General features: G+C 63.4%; 23 protein-coding genes. 9 read left to right on the forward strand and 14 right to left on the reverse strand.

The features are described 5' to 3' along the window. Positions 1-8: 8 nt before the first annotated feature. From GTK01_RS15225 to GTK01_RS15235, 3 genes are all read right to left on the reverse strand, one after another. On the reverse strand, positions 9-578 hold the full coding sequence (locus tag GTK01_RS15225; RefSeq protein WP_252927456.1) for a LemA family protein: 570 nt from the start codon (positions 576-578) through the stop codon (positions 9-11). 66 nt (positions 579-644) lie between these two features. Continuing rightward, positions 645-1,241 (reverse strand): cysteine hydrolase family protein, encoded by a 597-nt coding sequence (locus GTK01_RS15230; RefSeq protein WP_252927458.1) that lies wholly within the window; start codon positions 1,239-1,241, stop codon positions 645-647. After that, complete coding sequence (locus GTK01_RS15235; protein ID WP_252927459.1) at positions 1,242-2,192, reverse strand: glycine--tRNA ligase subunit alpha; 951 nt, start codon at positions 2,190-2,192, stop codon at positions 1,242-1,244. It abuts the gene before it with no gap. Between the two features lie 134 nt (positions 2,193-2,326). Between GTK01_RS15235 and GTK01_RS15240 the strand changes: the two genes are divergently transcribed. Continuing rightward, complete coding sequence (locus tag GTK01_RS15240) at positions 2,327-2,614, forward strand: hypothetical protein (protein ID WP_252927461.1); 288 nt, start codon at positions 2,327-2,329, stop codon at positions 2,612-2,614. 47 nt (positions 2,615-2,661) lie between these two features. Here GTK01_RS15240 and GTK01_RS15245 read toward each other — a convergent pair whose 3' ends face one another. Both GTK01_RS15245 and GTK01_RS15250 read right to left on the reverse strand, forming a co-directional pair. Then, entirely contained in the window at positions 2,662-4,665 is a 2,004-nt protein-coding gene (locus GTK01_RS15245) for a tetratricopeptide repeat protein (RefSeq protein WP_252927463.1), read from the reverse strand. Between the two features lie 132 nt (positions 4,666-4,797). Then, positions 4,798-5,802 carry a polyprenyl synthetase family protein gene (locus tag GTK01_RS15250; protein ID WP_371924362.1) on the reverse strand — a complete coding sequence of 335 codons (1,005 nt, stop codon included), beginning with the start codon at positions 5,800-5,802 and terminating at the stop codon, positions 4,798-4,800. Positions 5,803-5,969: 167 nt separating this feature from the next. Here GTK01_RS15250 and GTK01_RS15255 point away from each other — a divergent pair, with 167 nt between their 5' ends. The 6 genes from GTK01_RS15255 (at position 5,970) to moaB (ending at position 9,550) form a co-directional block, all read left to right on the forward strand. Further along, a complete protein-coding gene (locus tag GTK01_RS15255; RefSeq protein WP_252927466.1) occupies positions 5,970-6,191 on the forward strand; it encodes a DUF2007 domain-containing protein in 222 nt (73 codons plus the stop codon). Then, positions 6,188-6,955, forward strand: coding sequence for a methyltransferase (locus tag GTK01_RS15260; RefSeq protein ID WP_252927477.1), 768 nt, complete (start codon positions 6,188-6,190; stop codon positions 6,953-6,955). The genes GTK01_RS15255 and GTK01_RS15260 overlap by 4 nt, the downstream gene beginning before the upstream one ends. A gap of 63 nt (positions 6,956-7,018) precedes the next feature. Further along, on the forward strand, positions 7,019-7,873 hold the full coding sequence (locus GTK01_RS15265) for a S49 family peptidase (RefSeq protein ID WP_252927479.1): 855 nt from the start codon (positions 7,019-7,021) through the stop codon (positions 7,871-7,873). A 72-nt stretch (positions 7,874-7,945) separates the two neighbouring features. Next, positions 7,946-8,131 carry a hypothetical protein gene (locus GTK01_RS15270; RefSeq protein ID WP_252927481.1) on the forward strand — a complete coding sequence of 62 codons (186 nt, stop codon included), beginning with the start codon at positions 7,946-7,948 and terminating at the stop codon, positions 8,129-8,131. Further along, the gene (locus GTK01_RS15275; protein WP_252927482.1) at positions 8,118-9,008 is read left to right on the forward strand and encodes a 4-(cytidine 5'-diphospho)-2-C-methyl-D-erythritol kinase; all 891 of its coding nucleotides are present in this window, start codon (positions 8,118-8,120) and stop codon (positions 9,006-9,008) included. The genes GTK01_RS15270 and GTK01_RS15275 overlap by 14 nt, the downstream gene beginning before the upstream one ends. Further along, complete coding sequence (gene moaB, locus GTK01_RS15280; RefSeq protein ID WP_252927484.1) at positions 9,005-9,550, forward strand: molybdenum cofactor biosynthesis protein B; 546 nt, start codon at positions 9,005-9,007, stop codon at positions 9,548-9,550. The genes GTK01_RS15275 and moaB overlap by 4 nt, the downstream gene beginning before the upstream one ends. Here moaB and GTK01_RS15285 read toward each other — a convergent pair whose 3' ends face one another. Next, positions 9,551-10,006 (reverse strand): glycosyl transferase family 2, encoded by a 456-nt coding sequence (locus GTK01_RS15285; RefSeq protein WP_252927486.1) that lies wholly within the window; start codon positions 10,004-10,006, stop codon positions 9,551-9,553. It abuts the gene before it with no gap. A 146-nt stretch (positions 10,007-10,152) separates the two neighbouring features. Here GTK01_RS15285 and GTK01_RS15290 point away from each other — a divergent pair, with 146 nt between their 5' ends. Together GTK01_RS15290 and GTK01_RS15295 are read left to right on the forward strand one after the other, a co-directional pair. Further along, positions 10,153-11,307, forward strand: a complete 1,155-nt coding sequence (locus tag GTK01_RS15290) for a PA0069 family radical SAM protein (protein WP_252927488.1) — start codon at positions 10,153-10,155, stop codon at positions 11,305-11,307. A 262-nt stretch (positions 11,308-11,569) separates the two neighbouring features. Then, positions 11,570-12,232 carry a ribonuclease HII gene (locus GTK01_RS15295; protein WP_252927490.1) on the forward strand — a complete coding sequence of 221 codons (663 nt, stop codon included), beginning with the start codon at positions 11,570-11,572 and terminating at the stop codon, positions 12,230-12,232. Positions 12,233-12,382: 150 nt separating this feature from the next. Here GTK01_RS15295 and GTK01_RS15300 read toward each other — a convergent pair whose 3' ends face one another. The 8 genes from GTK01_RS15300 to GTK01_RS15335 all read right to left on the reverse strand — a co-directional run bounded on the left by GTK01_RS15300 (position 12,383) and on the right by GTK01_RS15335 (position 18,788). Further along, the gene (locus tag GTK01_RS15300) at positions 12,383-12,862 is read right to left on the reverse strand and encodes a F0F1 ATP synthase subunit B (protein WP_252927492.1); all 480 of its coding nucleotides are present in this window, start codon (positions 12,860-12,862) and stop codon (positions 12,383-12,385) included. A gap of 9 nt (positions 12,863-12,871) precedes the next feature. Next, positions 12,872-13,447 (reverse strand): F0F1 ATP synthase subunit B, encoded by a 576-nt coding sequence (locus GTK01_RS15305; RefSeq protein ID WP_252927493.1) that lies wholly within the window; start codon positions 13,445-13,447, stop codon positions 12,872-12,874. 108 nt (positions 13,448-13,555) lie between these two features. Then, positions 13,556-13,780 carry a F0F1 ATP synthase subunit C gene (locus GTK01_RS15310; RefSeq protein ID WP_024586321.1) on the reverse strand — a complete coding sequence of 75 codons (225 nt, stop codon included), beginning with the start codon at positions 13,778-13,780 and terminating at the stop codon, positions 13,556-13,558. Between the two features lie 91 nt (positions 13,781-13,871). Next, positions 13,872-14,621 carry a F0F1 ATP synthase subunit A gene (locus tag GTK01_RS15315; RefSeq protein WP_252927494.1) on the reverse strand — a complete coding sequence of 250 codons (750 nt, stop codon included), beginning with the start codon at positions 14,619-14,621 and terminating at the stop codon, positions 13,872-13,874. 58 nt (positions 14,622-14,679) lie between these two features. After that, complete coding sequence (locus tag GTK01_RS15320; RefSeq protein WP_252927496.1) at positions 14,680-15,063, reverse strand: AtpZ/AtpI family protein; 384 nt, start codon at positions 15,061-15,063, stop codon at positions 14,680-14,682. Between the two features lie 212 nt (positions 15,064-15,275). Then, positions 15,276-16,391 (reverse strand): cell wall hydrolase, encoded by a 1,116-nt coding sequence (locus tag GTK01_RS15325; protein WP_252927498.1) that lies wholly within the window; start codon positions 16,389-16,391, stop codon positions 15,276-15,278. Positions 16,392-16,692: 301 nt separating this feature from the next. Continuing rightward, entirely contained in the window at positions 16,693-18,126 is a 1,434-nt protein-coding gene (gene der, locus GTK01_RS15330; RefSeq protein ID WP_252927500.1) for a ribosome biogenesis GTPase Der, read from the reverse strand. Continuing rightward, positions 18,123-18,788 (reverse strand): tetratricopeptide repeat protein, encoded by a 666-nt coding sequence (locus GTK01_RS15335; RefSeq protein WP_252927502.1) that lies wholly within the window; start codon positions 18,786-18,788, stop codon positions 18,123-18,125. The genes der and GTK01_RS15335 overlap by 4 nt, the downstream gene beginning before the upstream one ends. Between the last annotated feature and the right edge of the window lie 34 nt (positions 18,789-18,822).

Here is an 18,822-nt window from a genome sequence, read left to right on the forward strand (position 1 = left end):
CCCGAAGCTCAGGAGAAGGAGACCTTGGGGACGACGCGGTCTTGCGGGTTCTCGATCTCGAAATATTCGGCCTTCTCGAAACGAAAGGCGCCGGCAACGACGTTGGACGGGAAGCTCTCGACCTTGATGTTCAGGTCGCGGGCGGCGCCGTTGTAGTAGCGGCGGGACATCTGGATTTCGCCTTCGAGCGTTTCCAGCGTCGTCTGGAGCTGCATGAAGTTCTGGTTGGCCTTCAGGTCCGGATAGGCCTCTGCGACGGCGAGCAGGCGGCCGAGCGCCTGGGAGAGCATGCCTTCGACCTGCGCGCGTGCGGCGACGTCGCCGGACGGCAGGCTCTGCGCCCTGGCGCGCAGTTCCGTCACCTCTTCGAAGGTGCCGCGTTCGTGGGTGGCATAGCCCTTCACGGTCTCGATCAGGTTCGGGATCAAATCGGCGCGCCGCTTCAACTGGACGTCGATGCCGCTCCATGCCTCGCGGACCAACTGGCGGGCGCGCACGAGGCCGTTATAGGTGAAGATCGCGTAGCCGGCGACCAGCACGAGAAAGAAGAGAAGTATCGTGCCGATGCCGAAATCCATGACGCGCGTCTCCTTTTGCGAGTGGCGCAGGCTAGATCATCGGCAAGAGCTTGGAAAGCGCGCCTATCAGCCCGCCAGATCGTCCGTGGTGCAGACGATGGCGAAGCGGTCCGCGAGCATGGCGAGTTCGGCTCGGTGGAGATCGACGGCCGTCAGCACCTCGCCTTCGGCGCCGGGCACCGGCAGGTCGCGGGTCGCCGAGGCGTCCGAAACGACCACGGTCTGGAAGCCGAGATCGAGCGCGGCCCGGGCCGTCGACGAGACGCACATATGCGTCATGAAGCCGGCGAGGACGAGGCGCTTGCGGCCGCTCGCCTCCAGCACGTCCTTCAAACTGGTGCCGGCGAAGGCGTTGGGCAGGCCTTTTTCGACCACCGCCTCGCCATCCTTCGCCGCGGCCTCGTCGGCAAGCGCGAAGGAGGTCGTCGCGGGATCGAAGAGGCCGCCGGCCTTGCCCTTGTGCTGTACATGGACGACGGGAGCGCCCTCCGCGCGGGCCTTTTGCAGAAGACGCGCGATCTGCGTGAGAGCGGCAGGCGCGCCCGGCAGCGGCAACTTGCCGTCGACATATTCGCGCTGCGCGTCGATGACGACCAACACCGTGTCGCCGAGCTTTGGCGGCGTCAGGTCGGCGCCTGCCAATTCCAGAAGGGTCTTTGCCATCTATGCGACTTCCAGCTTGAGATTGGCGCCACCGGCGTCGGTCAGGAGAAACGCTTCGCCGCAGGCCTTCGCCAGGTTGCGAACGCGCAGGATGTAGCTCTGGCGCTCGGTGACCGAAATCACGCCGCGCGCGTCGAGAAGGTTGAAGACGTGGCTTGCCTTGATCGCCTGGTCGTAAGCGGGAAAGACACAGCGATGCAGGGTATCGTTGGCGTCACCGGCCGGCGCGCCGGCGGCGAGAAGCGCGCGGCATTCGGCTTCCGCGTCCTCGAAGTGCTTGAACAGCATGGCCGTGTTGGCGAATTCAAAGTTGTGGCGCGAATATTCCTGCTCGGCCTGCAGGAAAACGTCGCCATAGGTGACCATTTCCGCACCTTCGCGACCATTGAAATTGAGGTCGTAGACGTTGTCGACGCCCTGCACGTACATGGCAAGGCGCTCAAGGCCGTAGGTCAATTCGCCGGAGACGGGCGCGCATTCGATGCCGCAGACCTGCTGGAAGTAAGTGAACTGCGAGACCTCCATGCCGTCACACCAGCATTCCCAGCCGAGGCCCCAGGCGCCGAGCGTCGGGCTTTCCCAGTCGTCTTCCACGAAGCGGATGTCATGGACGAGCGGGTCGAGGCCGATGGCCTTCAGCGAACCGAGGTAAAGTTCCTGGAGGTTCGACGGGTTCGGCTTCAGGATCACCTGATATTGATAGTAGTGCTGCAGCCGATTCGGGTTCTCGCCGTAGCGCCCGTCTTTCGGCCGCCGCGACGGCTGGACGTAGGCCGCGTTCCATGGCTTTGGGCCCAGCGAGCGCAAGGTCGTGGCAGGGTGGAAGGTTCCCGCTCCCACTTCCATGTCGTAGGGCTGCAGCACGACACAGCCATAGTCGGCCCAGTAGTTGTGCAGAGCCAGGATAAGCCCCTGGAAGGAGCGCGAGGGGTGCATGTGGGGCGCGGTCATGAAACTCTTCGTATTCGCCAGCGTAATTGCGGTGAGGTCTACAGCATCGAGGCGGCGCACGTCCAGTTGATCGCGACGGCGCTTGCAAGTTGCGCCCACCGCGCCAATTCTGGCGCATAGACAGGAGGCATCCCATGAAAACGACTTTTCTCGCGACATTAGCAGCCGGCTTGATGATCGGCGGCGCGGTGCTGGCGCAGAACTTTCCAAGCGGCGGCAGCGATGGCTATCAGAACGATCCGGTGACCGGCTATCTGTGCGTGACGCCGGCTTGCGACGTGGTGCGCCTTCCGGAGACGAACTGCGTCTGTTCGAAGACCAATCCTGCGGCGCGCAATCTGTCAGAGACGCGTCTGCAGTGCTCGATCCGCGAGAACGGCCAATGGGTGCAGTGTCCGGTCCCGCCGAAATATGGTGGATGAAGCCGGCGGCCTGTGGAACTGCCTGGCAAGGCTGACCCGAGCGCCTCTCAATTTTGTGGCAGAACCAGGGTCTGGCCCGGGCGAAGCAAGTCCGGGTTGCCCCGCAGATCGGGATTGAGGTCCAGAATTTCGCGGTAGCGGTTGCCGTCTCCGAGCCGTTCGCGGGCGATGTCCCAAAGGGACTGGCCGGGCCCGACTGCATGGGTCGCCTCGACAGGTGCGGGCGAGACAGGAGCAGTTGTCGCGACCTGAGCGGCAGGCACCTCAGGCTCGGCCGGGACTTCAGGTGCGGTCGCGAGGCTGGCGAAGTCCTGCTCGGCTTCCGGCTCGGCGGCAGCTTCGACCAGACCGTCGCGCAGCTTGCGATTGATTTCCTCGAGCAGGTCTTCCTCCGGCTCCAGATCGCGCGCGTGGCTCCACTGGAACGTCGCTTCGAGCCGACGTCCGACCTTCCAGTAGGCGTCACCCAGATGATCGTTCAGGATCGCATCGCTCGGCATCAAGCTGACGGCGCGTTCGAGTTCTGTCACCGCTTCCTCGAAACGACCCAGGCGATAATAGGCCCAGCCGAGCGAATCGACGATGTGGCCATCGCTCGGGCGCAGGTCGACCGCCTTCTGGATGAGGGCAAGCCCCTCTTCCAGGTTCATGTTCATGTCGACCCACGAATAGCCCAGATAGTTCATGACCTGAGGATGATCGGGATATAGTTCGAGTGCCTGATTGAAGTTCGGCTCGGCCTTGTCCCACTGCTTGATCCGCTCATAGGCGATGCCGCGCTGGTAGTAGAGGTTCCAGTCGGCTGCCTCGGGCGTTTCAATGCGAGCCACGGCGCGGTCATAGACCTCCGCGGCTTCCGCGAATTTCTGTTGCGACGCGTAGACACCGCCAAGCGCGAGATAAGCGCGGCGATCATCTGGCGCGGCTTCGAGCAGTGGTTCGAGATGCTCGACCGCCTCGTCATGCCGGTCGAGATCGGCAAGATTCAAGCCGACCTGTAACTCCGAGACCTGCCGGATCGGCGAATCCTCAGCGATCCGGCCGTAGATCTCGATCGCTTCCTCCGCCTTGCGCTGCATCTCGGCGATGCTGCCAAGCTGCAGGAGCACGGCGTCGCTGGTTGGCTGAAGCGCTAGCGCATAGTTCAGATAGAGCCTCACGAAAGCTTCGCCGCCGCCGCGATTGAGCGCGGTCGAAAGGTTCAGCAAGATTTCCGACGCCCCGGCCTCTGTTCCGGCGACAAGCGGCGAGATCTCCTCGCCGCCTTCGATCGCCTCGCGCAAGGCGACGACCGTCACCCGGTCGGGCGCGAGCTCGTCAGCCTTGGCGAGGATGTCCAGTGAGGTGCCGTCGTCCCCGTTCGCGGCGCGGAAGCGGGCATAGGCCTCATGGGCCCGCAGAAACACTTCCGGCGCGGCGCCGCCGGCCTCGAGGCTGACGGTGGCTGCCGAAAACGCCTGCTCGGCGACGTCGTCGCGGCCTGCCTCTGCGGCAATCAGAGCGCGGTGATAATCAACGAAGAGCGCGTACCAAGGAGGACCTTCGACACCATCAAGTCGCGCAAGGGCTGCATCCGCATCGCCCAATCCTGCTTCGATCCAGGCACGCATGACAGAGGTGATCAGCCGGTCGAGATCGGATTCCTGCTCGAATTCCAGGAGACCAAGCGCCTCTTCACCCTTGCCGGAGCGGATCGCGTCGACCGCCAGCGCCAATTTCGAAAAGCGCTCGATGTCCGGCACTTCGCGCAAATCCTCGGCGAGCGGCAAGGCTTCCTCGAAATCCCCGCGCGAGATCAACAGCATCATCAGGCTTTGCTGGATCGCTTCGTCGGTCGGGCTGAAAGAAAGCGCCCGCTGATAGTAAGCGATGGCCCGGTCGACATCGTTGTCGACCTCGGCCGCGCGTGCGGCCAGATAGGCACCGGAAAAGGAATTGACGCTGATTCGGTCCTGCGCCGTGGTGTCGTCCTGCGCAAATGCGGGAACCGCGGCTGACAGCCCCAGTGCAAGTGCTAGAGCTGCAAGGACTTTATCGGTAGAGCGCGGCATCGCTTCCCTTCCTGATCGATTGGCCCAGTCTGGGGGCTAGGCGTTCATGCAAAGCATGGCCTTTTTGGGGTCGCGCTTCAATCGTCTGGATTTCACGTTCCGGTCACCCGGCCGCCCGAGTGCTGGCAACGATCACGACACGCGGCTGATGCAAAAGTCGATCACCTCGACCAGTGCGTGCTTCTGGACGCTGTCTGGGAGCGGTGCGAGCGCGTCACGGGCGATGGCGCCGAAATGACGGGCGCGCGCGATCGTGTCGTTGATGGCGCCGTACTTCACCATCAGGCCGCGCGCCTTTTCGAGCGCCGCGTCGTCGCTCTGGGCATCTTCGATGGCGCTTTTCCAGAATGCGCGCTCGTCGGCTGTGCCGCGGCGGAAACTCAGGATCACGGGCAACGTGACCTTGCCTTCCCGGAAGTCGTCGCCGACATTCTTGCCCAGCTCCTGGGCGTTGCCGCCATAATCGAGCGCGTCGTCGACGAGCTGGAAAGCAAGGCCGAGATTGACACCGTAGGAGCGCAAAGCCGCGCGATCGGATTTCGACGCTGCGGCAATGATGGGGCCGACTTCGGCGGCAGCCGAGAACAGCGCGGCCGTCTTCGCCTTGATGACCGCGAGATAGTCGTCCTCGGTCGTCTCCAGATTCTTGGCAACGCCAAGTTGCATGACTTCGCCTTCGGCGATGACCGAGGCTGCGGCGGAAAGAACGTCAAGCGCATCGAGCGAGCCGACATCGACCATGACGCGGAAGGCCTGGCCGAGGAGATAGTCGCCAACGAGGACACTTGCCTGGTTGCCCCAGATCATGCGCGCAGTGCTCTTGCCGCGACGCAGCGCGCTTTCGTCCACGACGTCATCGTGCAGGAGCGTTGCGGTGTGCATGAACTCGACCGCCATGGCGAGCTTGACGTGGCCATCGCCGGCATAGTCGAACATCTGCGCAGCGGCGAGAGTCATCATCGGCCGCAGACGCTTGCCGCCCGACGAAATCAAGTGGTTTGCAATCTGCGGGATCATCTCGACATTGGAGCCGGCCTTGGCGAGGATCAGCTCGTTCACCTTGGCCATATCGGCGCGCGTGATCTCCAGCAGAGCATCGATCGATGCCGTATCCTGGCGCGTGCTGCCGATGTTCACTGCTACGCTCAATACCGTCTCCCAAGGGATCTGCCGTCCGGCCTGCCGGGTCGGCGCGGACCTTATGGCGACGCCTTATTGCGGGCAAGAGGCGAATTGGCGCAATACCGGGCTTTCAGGCGGGCCTTGCGCTCGTTACATAAGCATAAGGCCTGCGAAGGAAAGCCATGAAGGAACTGATGCGCACAAACGATATCGTCCTCATCTCCTTCGTGGAGACGCTCTTGCGCGACGCCGATATCGACTTCTTCGTGGCCGACGAGAACATGAGCATTCTGGAAGGCTCTCTCGGTATCCTTCCGCGCCGGGTGATGGTGGTCGACGACGATCTTGCGCAGGCCCGCCGCGTGCTCTCGGACGCAGGCATCGTCGATGAACTGAAGCCGTGACACCGCACACGGTCGACGCATTCCATCGGGGGCGCTTTTACCTGGTGCAGCCGGCGGATCGCGGACATCGCGCCGGTCTTGACGCCATGCTGCTCGCCGCGGCAGTGCCGGACGGCCTTGCGGGACGCGTCGCCGACCTGGGTGCCGGCGCCGGTGCGGCCGGGCTGGCGGTGCTGGCGCGCTGCCCCAATGCCGAGGCGATGCTCGTCGAGCGCGAAGCCGACATGGCCGCCTTCGCATGCGCGACGCTGAAGCTGGCGGAAAATGCCTCGCTTGGTGGTCGCGCGAACGTGATCACGGCTGATGTGACGTTGCGCGGAAAGGCACGGCTCGCGGCGGGGCTTGCCGACAATTGCTGCGACTTTGCCATCATGAACCCGCCCTACAACGACGCCGCCGACCGATCTTCGCCCGACGAATTGCGCAAAGCGGCGCATGTGATGACGGACGGTCTTTTCGAGGAATGGGTTCGCACGGCCGCCGCCGTGGTGCGACCGCGCGGGGGGCTTGCGATCATCGCCCGGCCGGCGACGCTGGGCGCGATACTGGCGGCAATCGAAAGCCGGTTCGGCAGCGCGGAACTGATGGCCATTCACCCGCGCCCGGGCAAGGCAGCGATCCGCATCGTGCTGCGCGCATGGCGGGGACAGCGCGGCGCGCTCTCGATCCTGCCGCCGCTGACGCTGCATGGGGAGACCGGAAATGCGTTCACGCCCGAGGCGGACGGCGCGATCAACGGCGAACGGTCGCTCTTCCCCCGATAGACGCCGCATTGCGCAAGTCCGCATGAGCCCTACATGGGGAGGGCAACAGGAGACAGACCGAACGTGCGACGCCTCGTCAACAAGATCCTTCCGAAATCGCTTCGCTCCACCGCCGTCACAATTCCAGTGATCCGGCTGCAAGGCGCGATCATGTCGGGCGCGAGCCCGCTGAAGCAGAATCTGTCGCTGGCGACGACGGCCGGACTGATCGAAAAGGCGTTCGCCGTTGTAGATGCGCCGGCCGTGGCGATTTCGATCAATTCGCCAGGCGGATCGCCCGTCCAGTCCCGGCTGATCTACAAACGCATCCGCGACCTGGCAATCGAGAAGAAGAAGACCGTGCTCGTCTTCGTCGAGGACGTCGCGGCCTCCGGCGGCTACATGATTGCCTGCGCCGGCGACGAAATCATCGCGGACCCCTCCTCCATCGTCGGCTCGATCGGCGTCGTTTCCGCCTCGTTCGGTTTCCAGGACCTGATCAAGAAGATCGGCGTCGAGCGGCGCGTGCATACGGCGGGGCAGAACAAGTCAGTGCTCGATCCCTTCAAGCCGGAGCGGCCGGAGGACATCGAGAAGCTGAAGGCGCTTCAGCTCGAGGTTCACGAAACCTTTATCGAGTTGGTGCGCGAGCGGCGAGGCGCGAAGCTTGCCGACCATCCCGACCTCTTTACCGGGCTCTTCTGGAGCGGCAAGAAAGGGTTGGAGCTTGGACTTGTCGATCATCTCGGCGACATGCGGCAGGTGCTGAAGGATCGATATGGCGAAAGAACGCGAATGCAGCTCATCACCATGCCGCGCGGGCTTTTCGGCCGGAAGCTCGGTATCGGCGGGCTGAGCCAGGAGATCGCGCATTCTGCTGCACAGGGAATCGCCGACACCGCGAACGAGCGGGCGCTGTGGAGCCGATACGGGCTTTGATCGCGATCACGAAACGCCTAGGATATGTCCCATCATGCCAGCATGCGTGTTGATCGGGAGCAGATGATCGCAATGCCCCAGCTACTCTTCTTCGCGGCCGTCGGCGCCGCAGCCGTACTCGGCTACCGGCGCTTCGTCCGCGAGGCCGAGAAGATCACGGCCCGCGCGCGGCGCAATGAGAGCGAAGCGCGAACCGGCGCGATCGGTACGCTCGTCAAGGACCCGGCGACCGGCGAGTATCGGGTTGCCAGGGACTGATGCGGGCACGATCGACGTGATCGAGCGCCTGCGCCTTCGCGCGCCGGCAAAGATCAATCTTGCGCTGCATGTCACCGGCAGGCGGCCGGACGGCTATCATCTTCTCGATTCGCTTGTTGTGTTCACCCGGTTCGGCGACGAACTGGAGATCGCACCGGCAGCGGCGGACAGCTTTGAGGTCGAGGGGCCGTTTGCGAAAGGCATTCCGACCGACGGAAGCAATCTCGTCATCAAGGCGCGCGATGCGTTTCGTCAGGTTTACGGAAATGGCGCTGCACTGGCCTTGCGGCTTGCCAAGAATTTGCCGCCGGCGTCCGGCATCGGCGGCGGCTCGAGCGACGCGGCAGCCTGCCTTGCGGGGATGGCGCGTGCCGGGGACGATCTGGCCGGTATCGGACTGAGGCTCGGCGCGGACCTGCCGATGTGCCTTGCAGCCGAGCCTCTGCGCGCGCGGGGAATCGGGGAATTGATCGATCCCCTACCGGACTTTCCCGCACTTTCGCTGGTCCTTGCCAATCCTGGCGTCGAGGTGCCGACCTCCGAAATCTTCCGCCGCCTGTCCTCGCCCGACAATGCGCCTTTGCCGGGACTTCCCCAAAGTGACGTAGTCGCCTGGCTGCGGGCAACCCGCAACGACCTTCAGGAGCCGGCCATCGCGTATGCGCCACAAATCGGCGAATGCCTCCGGATGCTGGAGCGTTCGGGCGCCGCCTTCACCCGGATGTCAGGATCGGGCGCGACCTGTTTCGGGGTGTTTACGGATTTTGACGCCGCGAGCCGAGCGGCGGAACGAATGCGGGCCGAGAACGGTTCGTGGTTCGTGACCGCCACGCAAAGCCATGCCTCGGGAACCTTCAGGAGACGGATCGAACCATGAGCGAACGCCCCTTTATCGCCGTCACCTTTGCCGTTCTCACCGTTTCGGATACGCGCAGCCTCGAAGAGGACAAGTCCGGCGCGACGCTTGTCGAGCGGATCAAGGCCGCAGGGCACGAGGTGGCGCAGCGCGACATCGTCAGGGACGATATCGCCGCGATCCGCGCCAAGGTGAATTCGTGGAGCCAGGACCAGGCGATCGACGCGATCATCACGACGGGCGGGACCGGCTTCACCGGCCGCGACGTCACGCCCGAAGCGCTCGAACCGCTGTTCGAAAAGCGCATGGAGGGGTTCTCGGCGCTGTTTCACAATATCTCGGCCGAAAAGATCGGCACCTCGACGATCCAGAGTCGGGCCACGGCAGGGCTGTTGAACCAGACCTTCGTGTTCGTCTTGCCGGGCTCGCCCGGCGCCTGCCGCGACGCCTGGGATGGCATCTTGAAGGACCAGTTCGACTACCGCCATATGCCGTGCAATTTCGTGGAAATCATGCCGCGGCTCGACGAGCATCTGAAGCGCGGGGCGGGTCAGGTCGTCTGATCAGACAGCGTGAATTTCGGCACGCAGCCGAAGCGACTTCTGACTGGACGTTTTGCCTTTGCGCATAAGAAGACCTTCGCCAAAATCCTCGCGTCGCTTCAGCCATTTCGACCAAAACGACAACTCCGTTTGACGTGATCGCGAAAAAGTTGCCGGCCGATCGGCGACCGCGACATGCTCGCGAGCCGCTTCTATCCAACCTGGAACGAGACGGGCGCCGGGCTTCAAGATGAGCACCCAGTCGCTGCGCGCGCGCGCCAGCGCATCTTTGTAACTCGCGGTAGCCAGGAAGACGCAACCGGCGTGTTCGGCAACCAGTTCGGTTCCGTCCGACGATCCGTGATCGCAGACGATGACCTCGCGAACCAGGCCCTCGACGGCGCCCGGCACAAGCGAGGCCAGTGTCTTCGCCAATTCGTTCTCGTTGTCCTTGGTTTCGATCAGAACGGAAATCATCCCCTTTCATTAGCGCAGTGTGAATGAGGTGGCCAGACGCCCGTAGTGTACAAAAAGTTCTTGCTTTGTTCCGCATCAACCAATAGGAATTGTTTCATCGAAACGCCGAGTCCCGAAGCGCCACGAAGCGGCGCCAGGAGAGCGATATGGAACAGATCAGACGAGCCGACGTTGCCGCTTTCACAAGCGGAGATGCGCATATGGCCAATGCGATGATCGAGGAGGCCGGCCTGCGCGTGGTGCCGGACAGGCGGCGCGGGCGGGGGGCCGGCGTCAATCCGAGCGGGCGGTTCGAGAAGTTCGAGCGCCACGTATTCGATGATGGCTGGAACTCCTTCGAGGAACTGCCGCCGTTCAAGACGGACGTGCAGATCGAAAAGCCGCGCACGATCATCACCCGCAACGATTCGCCCGACATTTCCTTCGACCGCTCGATCAATCCGTACCGGGGTTGCGAGCACGGCTGCGTCTACTGCTTCGCGCGCCCGACGCACAGCTATATGGGCCTGTCGGCCGGGCTCGACTTCGAATCGAAGCTCTTTGCAAAGCCGGACGCGCCGCGCCTTCTGGAAAAGGAACTGGCAAAGGACGGATACCAGCCGAAGACGATCGCAATCGGCACCAACACCGATCCCTATCAGCCGATCGAAAAGGAATGGCGCATCATGCGCGAGGTGTTGGAAGTGCTCGAACGGCAAAACCACCCGGTCGGCATCGTGACCAAGTCGGCGCTCGTCATGCGTGACATCGATATTCTTTCGCGCATGGCCGAGAAGGGCCTTGCCAAGGTGGCTCTGTCGGTGACGACGCTCGACAGGAAGCTGGCGCGCGCCATGGAGCCGCGGGCTGCGACGCCGCCGCGCAGGCTCGAGGCAGTCCGCGCTCTGTCGGATGCGGGCATTCCGACGTCCGTGATGATCGGCCCGGTCATTCCCGGCCTCAACGATGCCGAGATCGAGCGCATCCTGGATTCGGCGGCGGCAGCCGGCGCCAAGGAAGCCGGCTACGTCATCTTGCGCCTGCCGCTGGAGGTCAGCTCGATCTTCAAGGACTGGCTGTTGCAGCATTACCCCGACCGCTACCGCCACGTGATGTCACTGGTGCGGTCGATGCGAGGCGGCAAGGATTATGATGCCGAGTTCGGCAAGCGAATGAAGGGTGCGGGTCCATATGCCTGGCAGATCGGGCGACGGTTCGAACTCGCGGCCAAGCGGCTCGGCCTCAACACGCAGAGGCTGAGGCTGCGCACCGATCTCTTCGTTCCGCCCCTGAAGCAGGGAGAGCAATTGACGCTTCTCTAGGGTGGTACTGAGATTGAGTTTGGGCCATCTGTAGATGTAAGCATCCCGAGCTTCCGGGGCTCATGTGCCAAGTACATATTCCGCTCCGGTTCGCAAAGGCCGCCATTTTCGGCAAGAGCCCGAATCTCAGACCCCTCCTGCACGTCTTCCCTGTCTCCGTCCGGCTTGTCCCCAATCATTGCCCGACGGTGCCCTTCCCGCCCCGCCCCACGGTCGGGAAGGACTTGCGGAGAATCGGACGCAATGCGAGCATTGCCGCAACATGGCTCGCCCGCGCTCCGATTTTCCGCTGCTTTTCGATCTACCCGTCCGTCCGGATTTCCGGCTGGAACGCGCCGCCGAGCGCGAGGGGCTTTGGCCAGTCTGCGGAACGGACGAAGCCGGGCGCGGACCGCTTGCGGGGCCCGTTGTCGCAGCGGCTGTCATCCTCGACCCAAAGCGCATCCCGAAGGGACTCGACGATTCCAAGCGCATGACGCATGGCGAGCGCGAAGCGCTTTACGATGAAATCCTGAAGAAGGCGCTGGCGGTTTCTGTGGCGTCGGTTTCGGCCAATTCAATCGACTGTTCGGATATCCGCAAGGCGAGCCTTGAGGCGATGTGCCGGGCGGTGACGTTGCTGGCCGTCGAGCCAAAGCTGGTTCTCGCCGATGGACGCGACATTCCACCGGGGCTGAGATGCAACGGCAAGGCAGTGGTCAAGGGCGACCAGCGCTCGCAGTCGATTGCCGCCGCGTCGATCATCGCAAAGGTGACGCGTGACCGGATGATGTCGCGCACGGCGACGATCCACGTGTCCTACGGGTTCGAGGTCCATATGGGCTATGCGACCGTGCGCCATCGCACGGCAATCGAGGCGCACGGCCCGCTGACGCGGCTGCATCGACTGTCGTTTGCGCCATTCAGACTGGAAGCGGCTGAGTAGGCCGCCGTACTTTCAGTATCGCAGTCCCGCTATTTTTCTTGGGTTAAGCCGAGCGACCTTTCCCCGACCCCGGAGCGGGATCGACGCTCATTCAAGCAACAAAAAAACCCCGCCGTAGCGGGGTTTTTGGAACATCGAAACTGACCGCAATCAATTCATGCGAGCCTTCACGTCGTCGACGGACGACTTGAAAAGCTGCGCCTTGACGTCGGCGTCGGCGCGTTCCTCGAGCAGCTTGGCAGCTGCGGCGACCGCGATGTCCACGGCGTTGGAGCGGACGGCATTGACGGCATCGCGCTCGGCCTGGGCGATCTTCTGCTCGGCGAGTGTGGTGCGACGGGCGACGTATTCCTGCGTCCGCGCCTTGGCTTCCTCAACCAGGTGGCTTGCCTCGCGCTTGGCGGCGGCAACGATGTCGCCGGCCTCCTGCTCGGCTTCCTTGCGCTTGCGCTGATACTCGGCAAGGAGCTGCTGCGCTTCTTCACGCAAGCGGCGGGCCTCTTCGAGTTCGTTGCGGATGCGCTCGGCGCGCTGGTCGAGCGTCGAACCGATCTTGCCCGGCACCTTCAGATACACAATAATGCCGATGAAGATGACGAGGCCGACTGTGGCCCAGAATGTTGCGTCCATGTCGGGCTCCTATCGAACCTGGCGGACGGCTGCGGCAACCGCCGCGTCGTCCGGCTTGCGATCGATGAGCGCCTCAACGATGGCGCCGGCGGTTTCTTCGGCGATCGTGCCGACATCCTTCATCGCCGCTTCGCGGACGACAGCGATGCGACGCTCCGCTTCGACCAGCTTCTGCTCAAGCTCGGCTTCGACCGACTTGCGCTCGGCTTCGGCGTCGGCCTTGGCCGCATCCTGCGCAGCCTGAGCAATGCTGTGCGCCTTGGCACGTGCATCGGCCAGTTCCTGCTCGTAGGCAGCAACCGCAGCGTCGGCTTCTTCCTTGTTGCGTACTGCCTGATCGAGATCATGAGCAATGCGGTCGCGGCGCACCTCGAGGATGTTTCCGATCCTCGGGAGCACGACCTTTTGCAGGAAGAGGTAGAACAGGCCGAATGTGATCGCCAGCCACAGAAGCTGCGAGGGATAGGTCGACGTGTCGAACGGGGGGAACCCCGCCTCTCCGTGGCCTTCCTCGTGGACGATTTCGGTCTGCAATTCGCCTTCGGCGGGAGCGGCCTCCTGCGCGTATCCAGGCGTTACGAACATGTGCATCCCCTGCTCATGTTGCCGGCCAACGGAATTGACCGGCGGGTCTCAGCACTCGCAAATGGCGGCGCGAGCGGGCGCGGACGCGCCCGCCGGCCGGACCTCATCTTACGTGAAGAGGAGGAGAAGAGCGATGAGGAGCGAGAAGATGCCCAGAGCTTCCGTCACGGCGAAGCCGAAGATCAGGCGGCCGAACTGGCCGTCAGCTGCCGACGGGTTGCGCAGGGCGCCCGAGAGGTAGCTGCCGAAGATGTTGCCAAGACCGAGAGCGGTACCGGCCATGCCGAGGCAGGCGATGCCTGCGCCCAGAGCGCGTGCTGCTTCTACTTCCATTTTGAAACTCCTTTTTGGATTCGCTTTGGCATCATTCATGCCGGTTGGAAGATGGTCGGCCCGGGGGCCGGTGATGGCTAACCCCGTCCGATCAGTGCTCGGGATGGACGGCGTCGTTCAGGTACATGCAGGTCAGGACCGCGAAGACGTAGGCCTGCAGGAACGAGACGAGGAATTCGAGACCGGTGATCGCGATGGTCAAGAGCAGCGGCAGCACCGCGCCGATGACGCCGAACGCGCCAAGGCCGCTCAAGGTGGTTACGAAACCCGCGAAGACCTTCAGCGTGATGTGGCCGGCCAGCATGTTGGCAAACAGACGGACCGACAGGCTGATCGGGCGCGACAGGAAAGAGATGACCTCGATCGAAGCGACGAGAGGCACCAGCACGCCCGGCACGCCATGTGGCACGAACAGCTTGAAGAAGCGCGCTCCGTGGGTCTTCAGGCCGTAGCCGACCAGGGTCAGCATGACGACCATGGCAAGGGCGAAGGTGACGATGAGATGACTCGTCACCGTGAAGAAATACGGCACCATGCCGAACATGTTCGCCACGAGAATGAACATGAAGAGCGAGAAGACGAGCGGGAAAAAGCGCATGCCTTGGGGGCCGGTGGCGTCGCGCAGCATGTTGGCGACGAACTCGTACGACATTTCCGAGACCGACTGCGTGCGGCTCGGCACCAGGCCGCGGCTCGACGTCGTCAGATAGAGGAAAGCGCCCGTGGTCACGACGGTTGCGACCATGAAGAGCGACGAATTGGTGAACGAGAAGTCGAGCCCACCGATCTCGATCGGAATCAATCTGGAGATCTGAAACTGGTGGATCGGATCTTCGGCCATCAGGCGCCCCTCGATAAAGATGTCGGCGCAGACGCGCCGGATAAAGCTACGTTTCGCGTCAGTCCCGGCCGCTGTCGGGCGGCTCCGCCCCACGCTCCGCGACAACACCGGCGGAGCGAAGAACGTTCAGGACCCCAGCGGCAAATCCCAGCAACAGAAAGACGACCAGACCCCAGGGGGTCGTGCCCGCCGCCGTGTCGATGAACCACCCGATGGCAGCGCCCACGACAATGCCGGCGATGAACTCGCTCGACAGGCGCAGGGCTTTGCCCATACCGGCCATTCCGCCGGTTCTCGGACCGCTCGCCTCGACATCCTTCGCCGGTCGCTTCACCGCCAGCTTGGCGTCGAGCTCGCGGCGGCGACGTTCAAGATCGTCTCCGCTGCCATCCGGCTCCGGGCCTGTCCGGCCGGTCCCGCCTGGCCCTTTCATGTCGGCCATCGCAACCTCCTGACCCGCCTGGTATCCCGCTTGGCTTACCGCTTCAAAGTCGCGCGCAACATATTCAGGGCACTCGCGCCAGTCAAGCCGCGGTCAGGGATTGAATCGAGCGTGATTTCATTAGAAAAATCATACGATTAGCAGGCTGCGACAATGCGCGCAGGCGGCCCTGCCAAGAATCGCTGCGCTGAACCGCGCCGGCGGGCCTGCAATCAGCTCCAGCCACCGCCCTTGGTGCGGTAGAAGATATGCAGGCCGATCTTCTTCACCTTATCCATGGTGCGCGCCCAGCGCGGGCTGACATAGGTGGCGTGGTAGTGCGTGGACGAGGCGACCTCGGGCAAGAATATCTTGCCGGCGGTGACCGCCATGGCGACTTCCTGCGCCAGCTTATAGTGCCGCTGGCTCGTGACACGCGGCGTGGTGCCGTCGCAGGCGAATGAAAACTGGCAACGATTGCGCCAAGAACGGTTCTGATAAACCACACCGCAGATCGTATTGGGATAGGCGGGTGCGCGGACCCGATTGAGAATCACCTGGGCGACGGCGGCCTGGCCTTTCACTTCCTCGCCGCGCGCCTCGAAGTAGATGCCTTCGGCAAGGCACTTCTGTTCCTTCGCCGAAAAAACCTGCGCAGGAAGCGGCATCTTCATCCAGGCGTGGTCGCCCGGTGCCATGGGTGGAATGAAACGACCACCGGAGGGGTCTTCGCCTTTCAGCAGGCTCGCAAAGGGCGAAGCCGTTGCGTAATCCGGTTCTGCCGGTGCATAGGCGGTCGCGAGGATGTCTGCCTTCTCATTGTTGACGAGCGAGGCGAGCATGACCGGCATGTCGTTCTCGAGCGGCCTGTGGGTCGGATGGAAGGCAAGCGCGATGTCGAGTTCCTTGCCCTCGATCTCGGGCTTGACGAAGGCCATCGCGAATTCGGGCTCGGGCTGATGCAGCGACGAGGTGCGCTCCAGAATGGAGCCCGCGTTAAAGAATTTCGGGGGCGAAACGGGCGAGATCTTGAGGATTCGGCCCTGCTTGCCGGTGCGGTTGATGCGGTCTTCGTCCGGTCGGCTGTTCTTCTCACCGTCCTGCGAACGAAGGGCGACCGTGCCGAGGCCGGGAACCTTAAAGCCAGCCCCGGCGATAGCACCGGTGACGGTCGCATCGACGAAGGGCAAATCGGCCTGCTGGATTGCGCCGGCCTGCGCCTGCTCGACCACGGCGCCCCAGCGCCCTGAGCCGGTCTCAAGCCCCGAAACGAAGCTCGTCATGTCCTGATAGGCGGAGGCGGTGGGAAAGGCGAGCCAGATGCCGATGCCGAAAAGCGCAGGGGTCACGACTGACCTGCCCTCCAGCAGACGCTTCAAACGACCCAACAAACGCCCTACCTGCAATGGACCCTCTCCATACGCATTCAAAAAAATCGAAACCGGCAACGATCAAGACCGGCCAAAAATGATCGATTAACCTTTATGGGCGGTTAATGCCGCAACGTCAGCGCCGCGTGCCAAGATGGTATGCAGCGACCATCGGACAGTTGCCCGCCCCCTCAAATCACTGACGGACCGCGTGTCGCCAACGAGTAAGGCGTGAATGTGACCTAGAGGCAGATGAGGGTGCTGAAAGGCAAATGCGCGCTCAGGTTCTTTTTTTGGCCCGGCCGGCGAAGGGATTTTCGGAGGCGCGCAGGATCATGCGAATCGGCACGCCCGGCATATCGAAGGCCTGGCGGAGCTCGTTTGTCAGATACCGGATATAGCTTTGCGGAACGGCATCGGGGCGCGTGCAGGACAGGACGAAACCGGGCGGGCGCGTCTTGATCTGGGTGATGTACTTGATTTTCAGCCTGCGGCCGGCGACGGCCGGCGGAGGATGGTGTGCGGTGACGCCTTCCAGCCAGCGATTGAGACGGCCGGTGGAAATGCGCGTGTTCCAAACGCGGTGCGTCGTCTCGATCGCATCCATGAGCTTGTCGAGACCGCGCTCGGTCTCGGCCGAAATGGTGACGGCCTGCAGGCCGCGCACCTGGGGCAAAAGCCGCGTCGTCTTCTCGCGCAGTTCGGCAAGCAGTTCCTGGCGGTTCTCGATCAGGTCCCACTTGTTGAAGGCTATGACAGGCGCCCTGCCCTCGCGGATGATCAGGTCCGCTATGGTCAGATCCTGCTTTTCGAACGGGATCGTCGCGTCGAAGACGATGACGACGACCTCTGCGAAGCGGATCGCCCGCAGTCCATCTGCCACCGACAGCTTTTCGAGCTTTTCCTGGACGCGCGACTTGCGGCGCATGCCCGCCGTGTCGAAAAGCTTGATCTTGCGGCCCTTCCAGTCCCAATCGACCGAAATCGAATCGCGGGTGATGCCGGCTTCGGGGCCAGTCAAAAGCCGGTCCTCGTCGACGAGCGCGTTGATCAGCGTCGACTTGCCCGCATTCGGGCGGCCCACGACGGCTATGCGCAGCGGCTTGGTCGCGTCATAGGCGGGGATGGGCTCTTCGTCTTCATCAGAGACGTCCTCGCCGATCAGCGGCTGGCCGGCAAAGGTGTCGTCCTCGTCTTCATCTTCGCCGAAGGCCTTCTCCTCGCCGATCGCGGCGACGATGGCATCGCGCAGATCGACCATGCCCTCGCCATGCTCGGCGGAAATGCCGACGGGCTCGCCGAGGCCGAGTTCCCAAGCTTCGAGGAAACCGCTCTGAGCACCGCGGGCCTCGGCCTTGTTGGCGGCGAGGACGACGGGCTTTCCGAAGCGGCGAACGATATCGGCGAAGGCGCGATCGTCCGGCATCAGTCCAGTCTTGGCATCGACCACGAAGCAGACGACGTCGGCTTCCTCGATGGCAATTTCGGTCTGCTGGCGCATGCGGCCGGCAAGGCTGGCGGCTTCCGCGATTTCGAGGCCCGCCGTGTCAATCACGTCGAATTCGAGATCGTAGAGCTTGGCGGCATGCGAGCGCCGGTCGCGGGTGACGCCCGGCGTGTCGTCGACGAGCGCCAGCTTGCGGCCGGCCAGCCGGTTGAACAATGTCGACTTGCCGACATTCGGTCGTCCGATGATGGCGAGTTTGAAGCTCACGAGGGTTCCTGCGTTCCGCGAATGAGCTCGGCCATCATCTGCGCGCGCTGGCGCATATTCGCGGAGACGCGCTCATCGGCGATGATGAGGTCGAAAAGGCGCAACGCCTCGTCCGACTGGCTGTCCTTCCACGCTGCAAGCGCAAGCGCCTCGCGGGCGGAGTGGCGCATCGCATTGTCGTCTGCCGTCAGCGCCTCGACGCGGGCGGCGACGTCCTCGTACGAGCCATGGTCGACCAGAAGATAGCCGGCGCGCAGCCGGGCCGCATCGCGGATTGCCTGCGGAATTGCCGTGTCGCTGGCGACGGCGTCGAAGGAGGCGACTGCGGCGGCATGATCGCCGGCGTCGGCCTGTACCGTGGCGGTGCGGAAACGGGCGAGTACCGGATAGGCGCCGTAGCCTTCTTCCTGGAGCGCGGAGAGTTCGGCCAGCGCCTCTTCGCTCTGGCCCTCATTGGCAAGCGTCAAAGCCTGGGAGAAACGGTCGCCGGAGGCATTCGCCTGACGCGTCGTCCACCATTCCCAAGCGACGAAAAGAATGGTTGCAAGTACGATGACGGCAGCAACGCCGAGGGCGGTGAGCCCATAGCGGTCCCAGATCTGGCGCGCGCGATCCTGACGAAGCTCCTCGTTGACCTCACGGATGAAACTGTCGTCGGACATCAAACACAACCATTTCCAGAGACAAGGCGCGACG

The sequence above is a fragment of the Aliihoeflea sp. 40Bstr573 genome (assembly GCF_024105655.1).
GTDB lineage: Bacteria > Pseudomonadota > Alphaproteobacteria > Rhizobiales > Rhizobiaceae > Aliihoeflea.

Excerpts from the sequence above, each read along its gene's own strand:
- GTK01_RS15320 (WP_252927496.1), bottom strand. The coding sequence starts at position 15,063 with ATGGCCGACATGAAAGGGCCAGGCGGGACCGGCCGGACAGGCCCGGAG.
- GTK01_RS15310 (WP_024586321.1), bottom strand. The coding sequence starts at position 13,780 with ATGGAAGTAGAAGCAGCACGCGCTCTGGGCGCAGGCATCGCCTGCCTC.
- GTK01_RS15230 (WP_252927458.1), bottom strand. The coding sequence starts at position 1,241 with ATGGCAAAGACCCTTCTGGAATTGGCAGGCGCCGACCTGACGCCGCCA.
- GTK01_RS15285 (WP_252927486.1), bottom strand. The coding sequence starts at position 10,006 with ATGATTTCCGTTCTGATCGAAACCAAGGACAACGAGAACGAATTGGCG.
- GTK01_RS15225 (WP_252927456.1), bottom strand. The coding sequence starts at position 578 with ATGGATTTCGGCATCGGCACGATACTTCTCTTCTTTCTCGTGCTGGTC.
- GTK01_RS15290 (WP_252927488.1), top strand. The coding sequence starts at position 10,153 with ATGGAACAGATCAGACGAGCCGACGTTGCCGCTTTCACAAGCGGAGAT.
- GTK01_RS15315 (WP_252927494.1), bottom strand. The coding sequence starts at position 14,621 with ATGGCCGAAGATCCGATCCACCAGTTTCAGATCTCCAGATTGATTCCG.
- GTK01_RS15235 (WP_252927459.1), bottom strand. The coding sequence starts at position 2,192 with ATGACCGCGCCCCACATGCACCCCTCGCGCTCCTTCCAGGGGCTTATC.
- GTK01_RS15305 (WP_252927493.1), bottom strand. The coding sequence starts at position 13,447 with ATGTTCGTAACGCCTGGATACGCGCAGGAGGCCGCTCCCGCCGAAGGC.
- GTK01_RS15270 (WP_252927481.1), top strand. The coding sequence starts at position 7,946 with ATGCCCCAGCTACTCTTCTTCGCGGCCGTCGGCGCCGCAGCCGTACTC.
- GTK01_RS15240 (WP_252927461.1), top strand. The coding sequence starts at position 2,327 with ATGAAAACGACTTTTCTCGCGACATTAGCAGCCGGCTTGATGATCGGC.
- GTK01_RS15335 (WP_252927502.1), bottom strand. The coding sequence starts at position 18,788 with ATGTCCGACGACAGTTTCATCCGTGAGGTCAACGAGGAGCTTCGTCAG.
- moaB (WP_252927484.1), top strand. The coding sequence starts at position 9,005 with ATGAGCGAACGCCCCTTTATCGCCGTCACCTTTGCCGTTCTCACCGTT.
- GTK01_RS15295 (WP_252927490.1), top strand. The coding sequence starts at position 11,570 with ATGGCTCGCCCGCGCTCCGATTTTCCGCTGCTTTTCGATCTACCCGTC.
- GTK01_RS15245 (WP_252927463.1), bottom strand. The coding sequence starts at position 4,665 with ATGCCGCGCTCTACCGATAAAGTCCTTGCAGCTCTAGCACTTGCACTG.
- GTK01_RS15300 (WP_252927492.1), bottom strand. The coding sequence starts at position 12,862 with ATGGACGCAACATTCTGGGCCACAGTCGGCCTCGTCATCTTCATCGGC.
- GTK01_RS15255 (WP_252927466.1), top strand. The coding sequence starts at position 5,970 with ATGAAGGAACTGATGCGCACAAACGATATCGTCCTCATCTCCTTCGTG.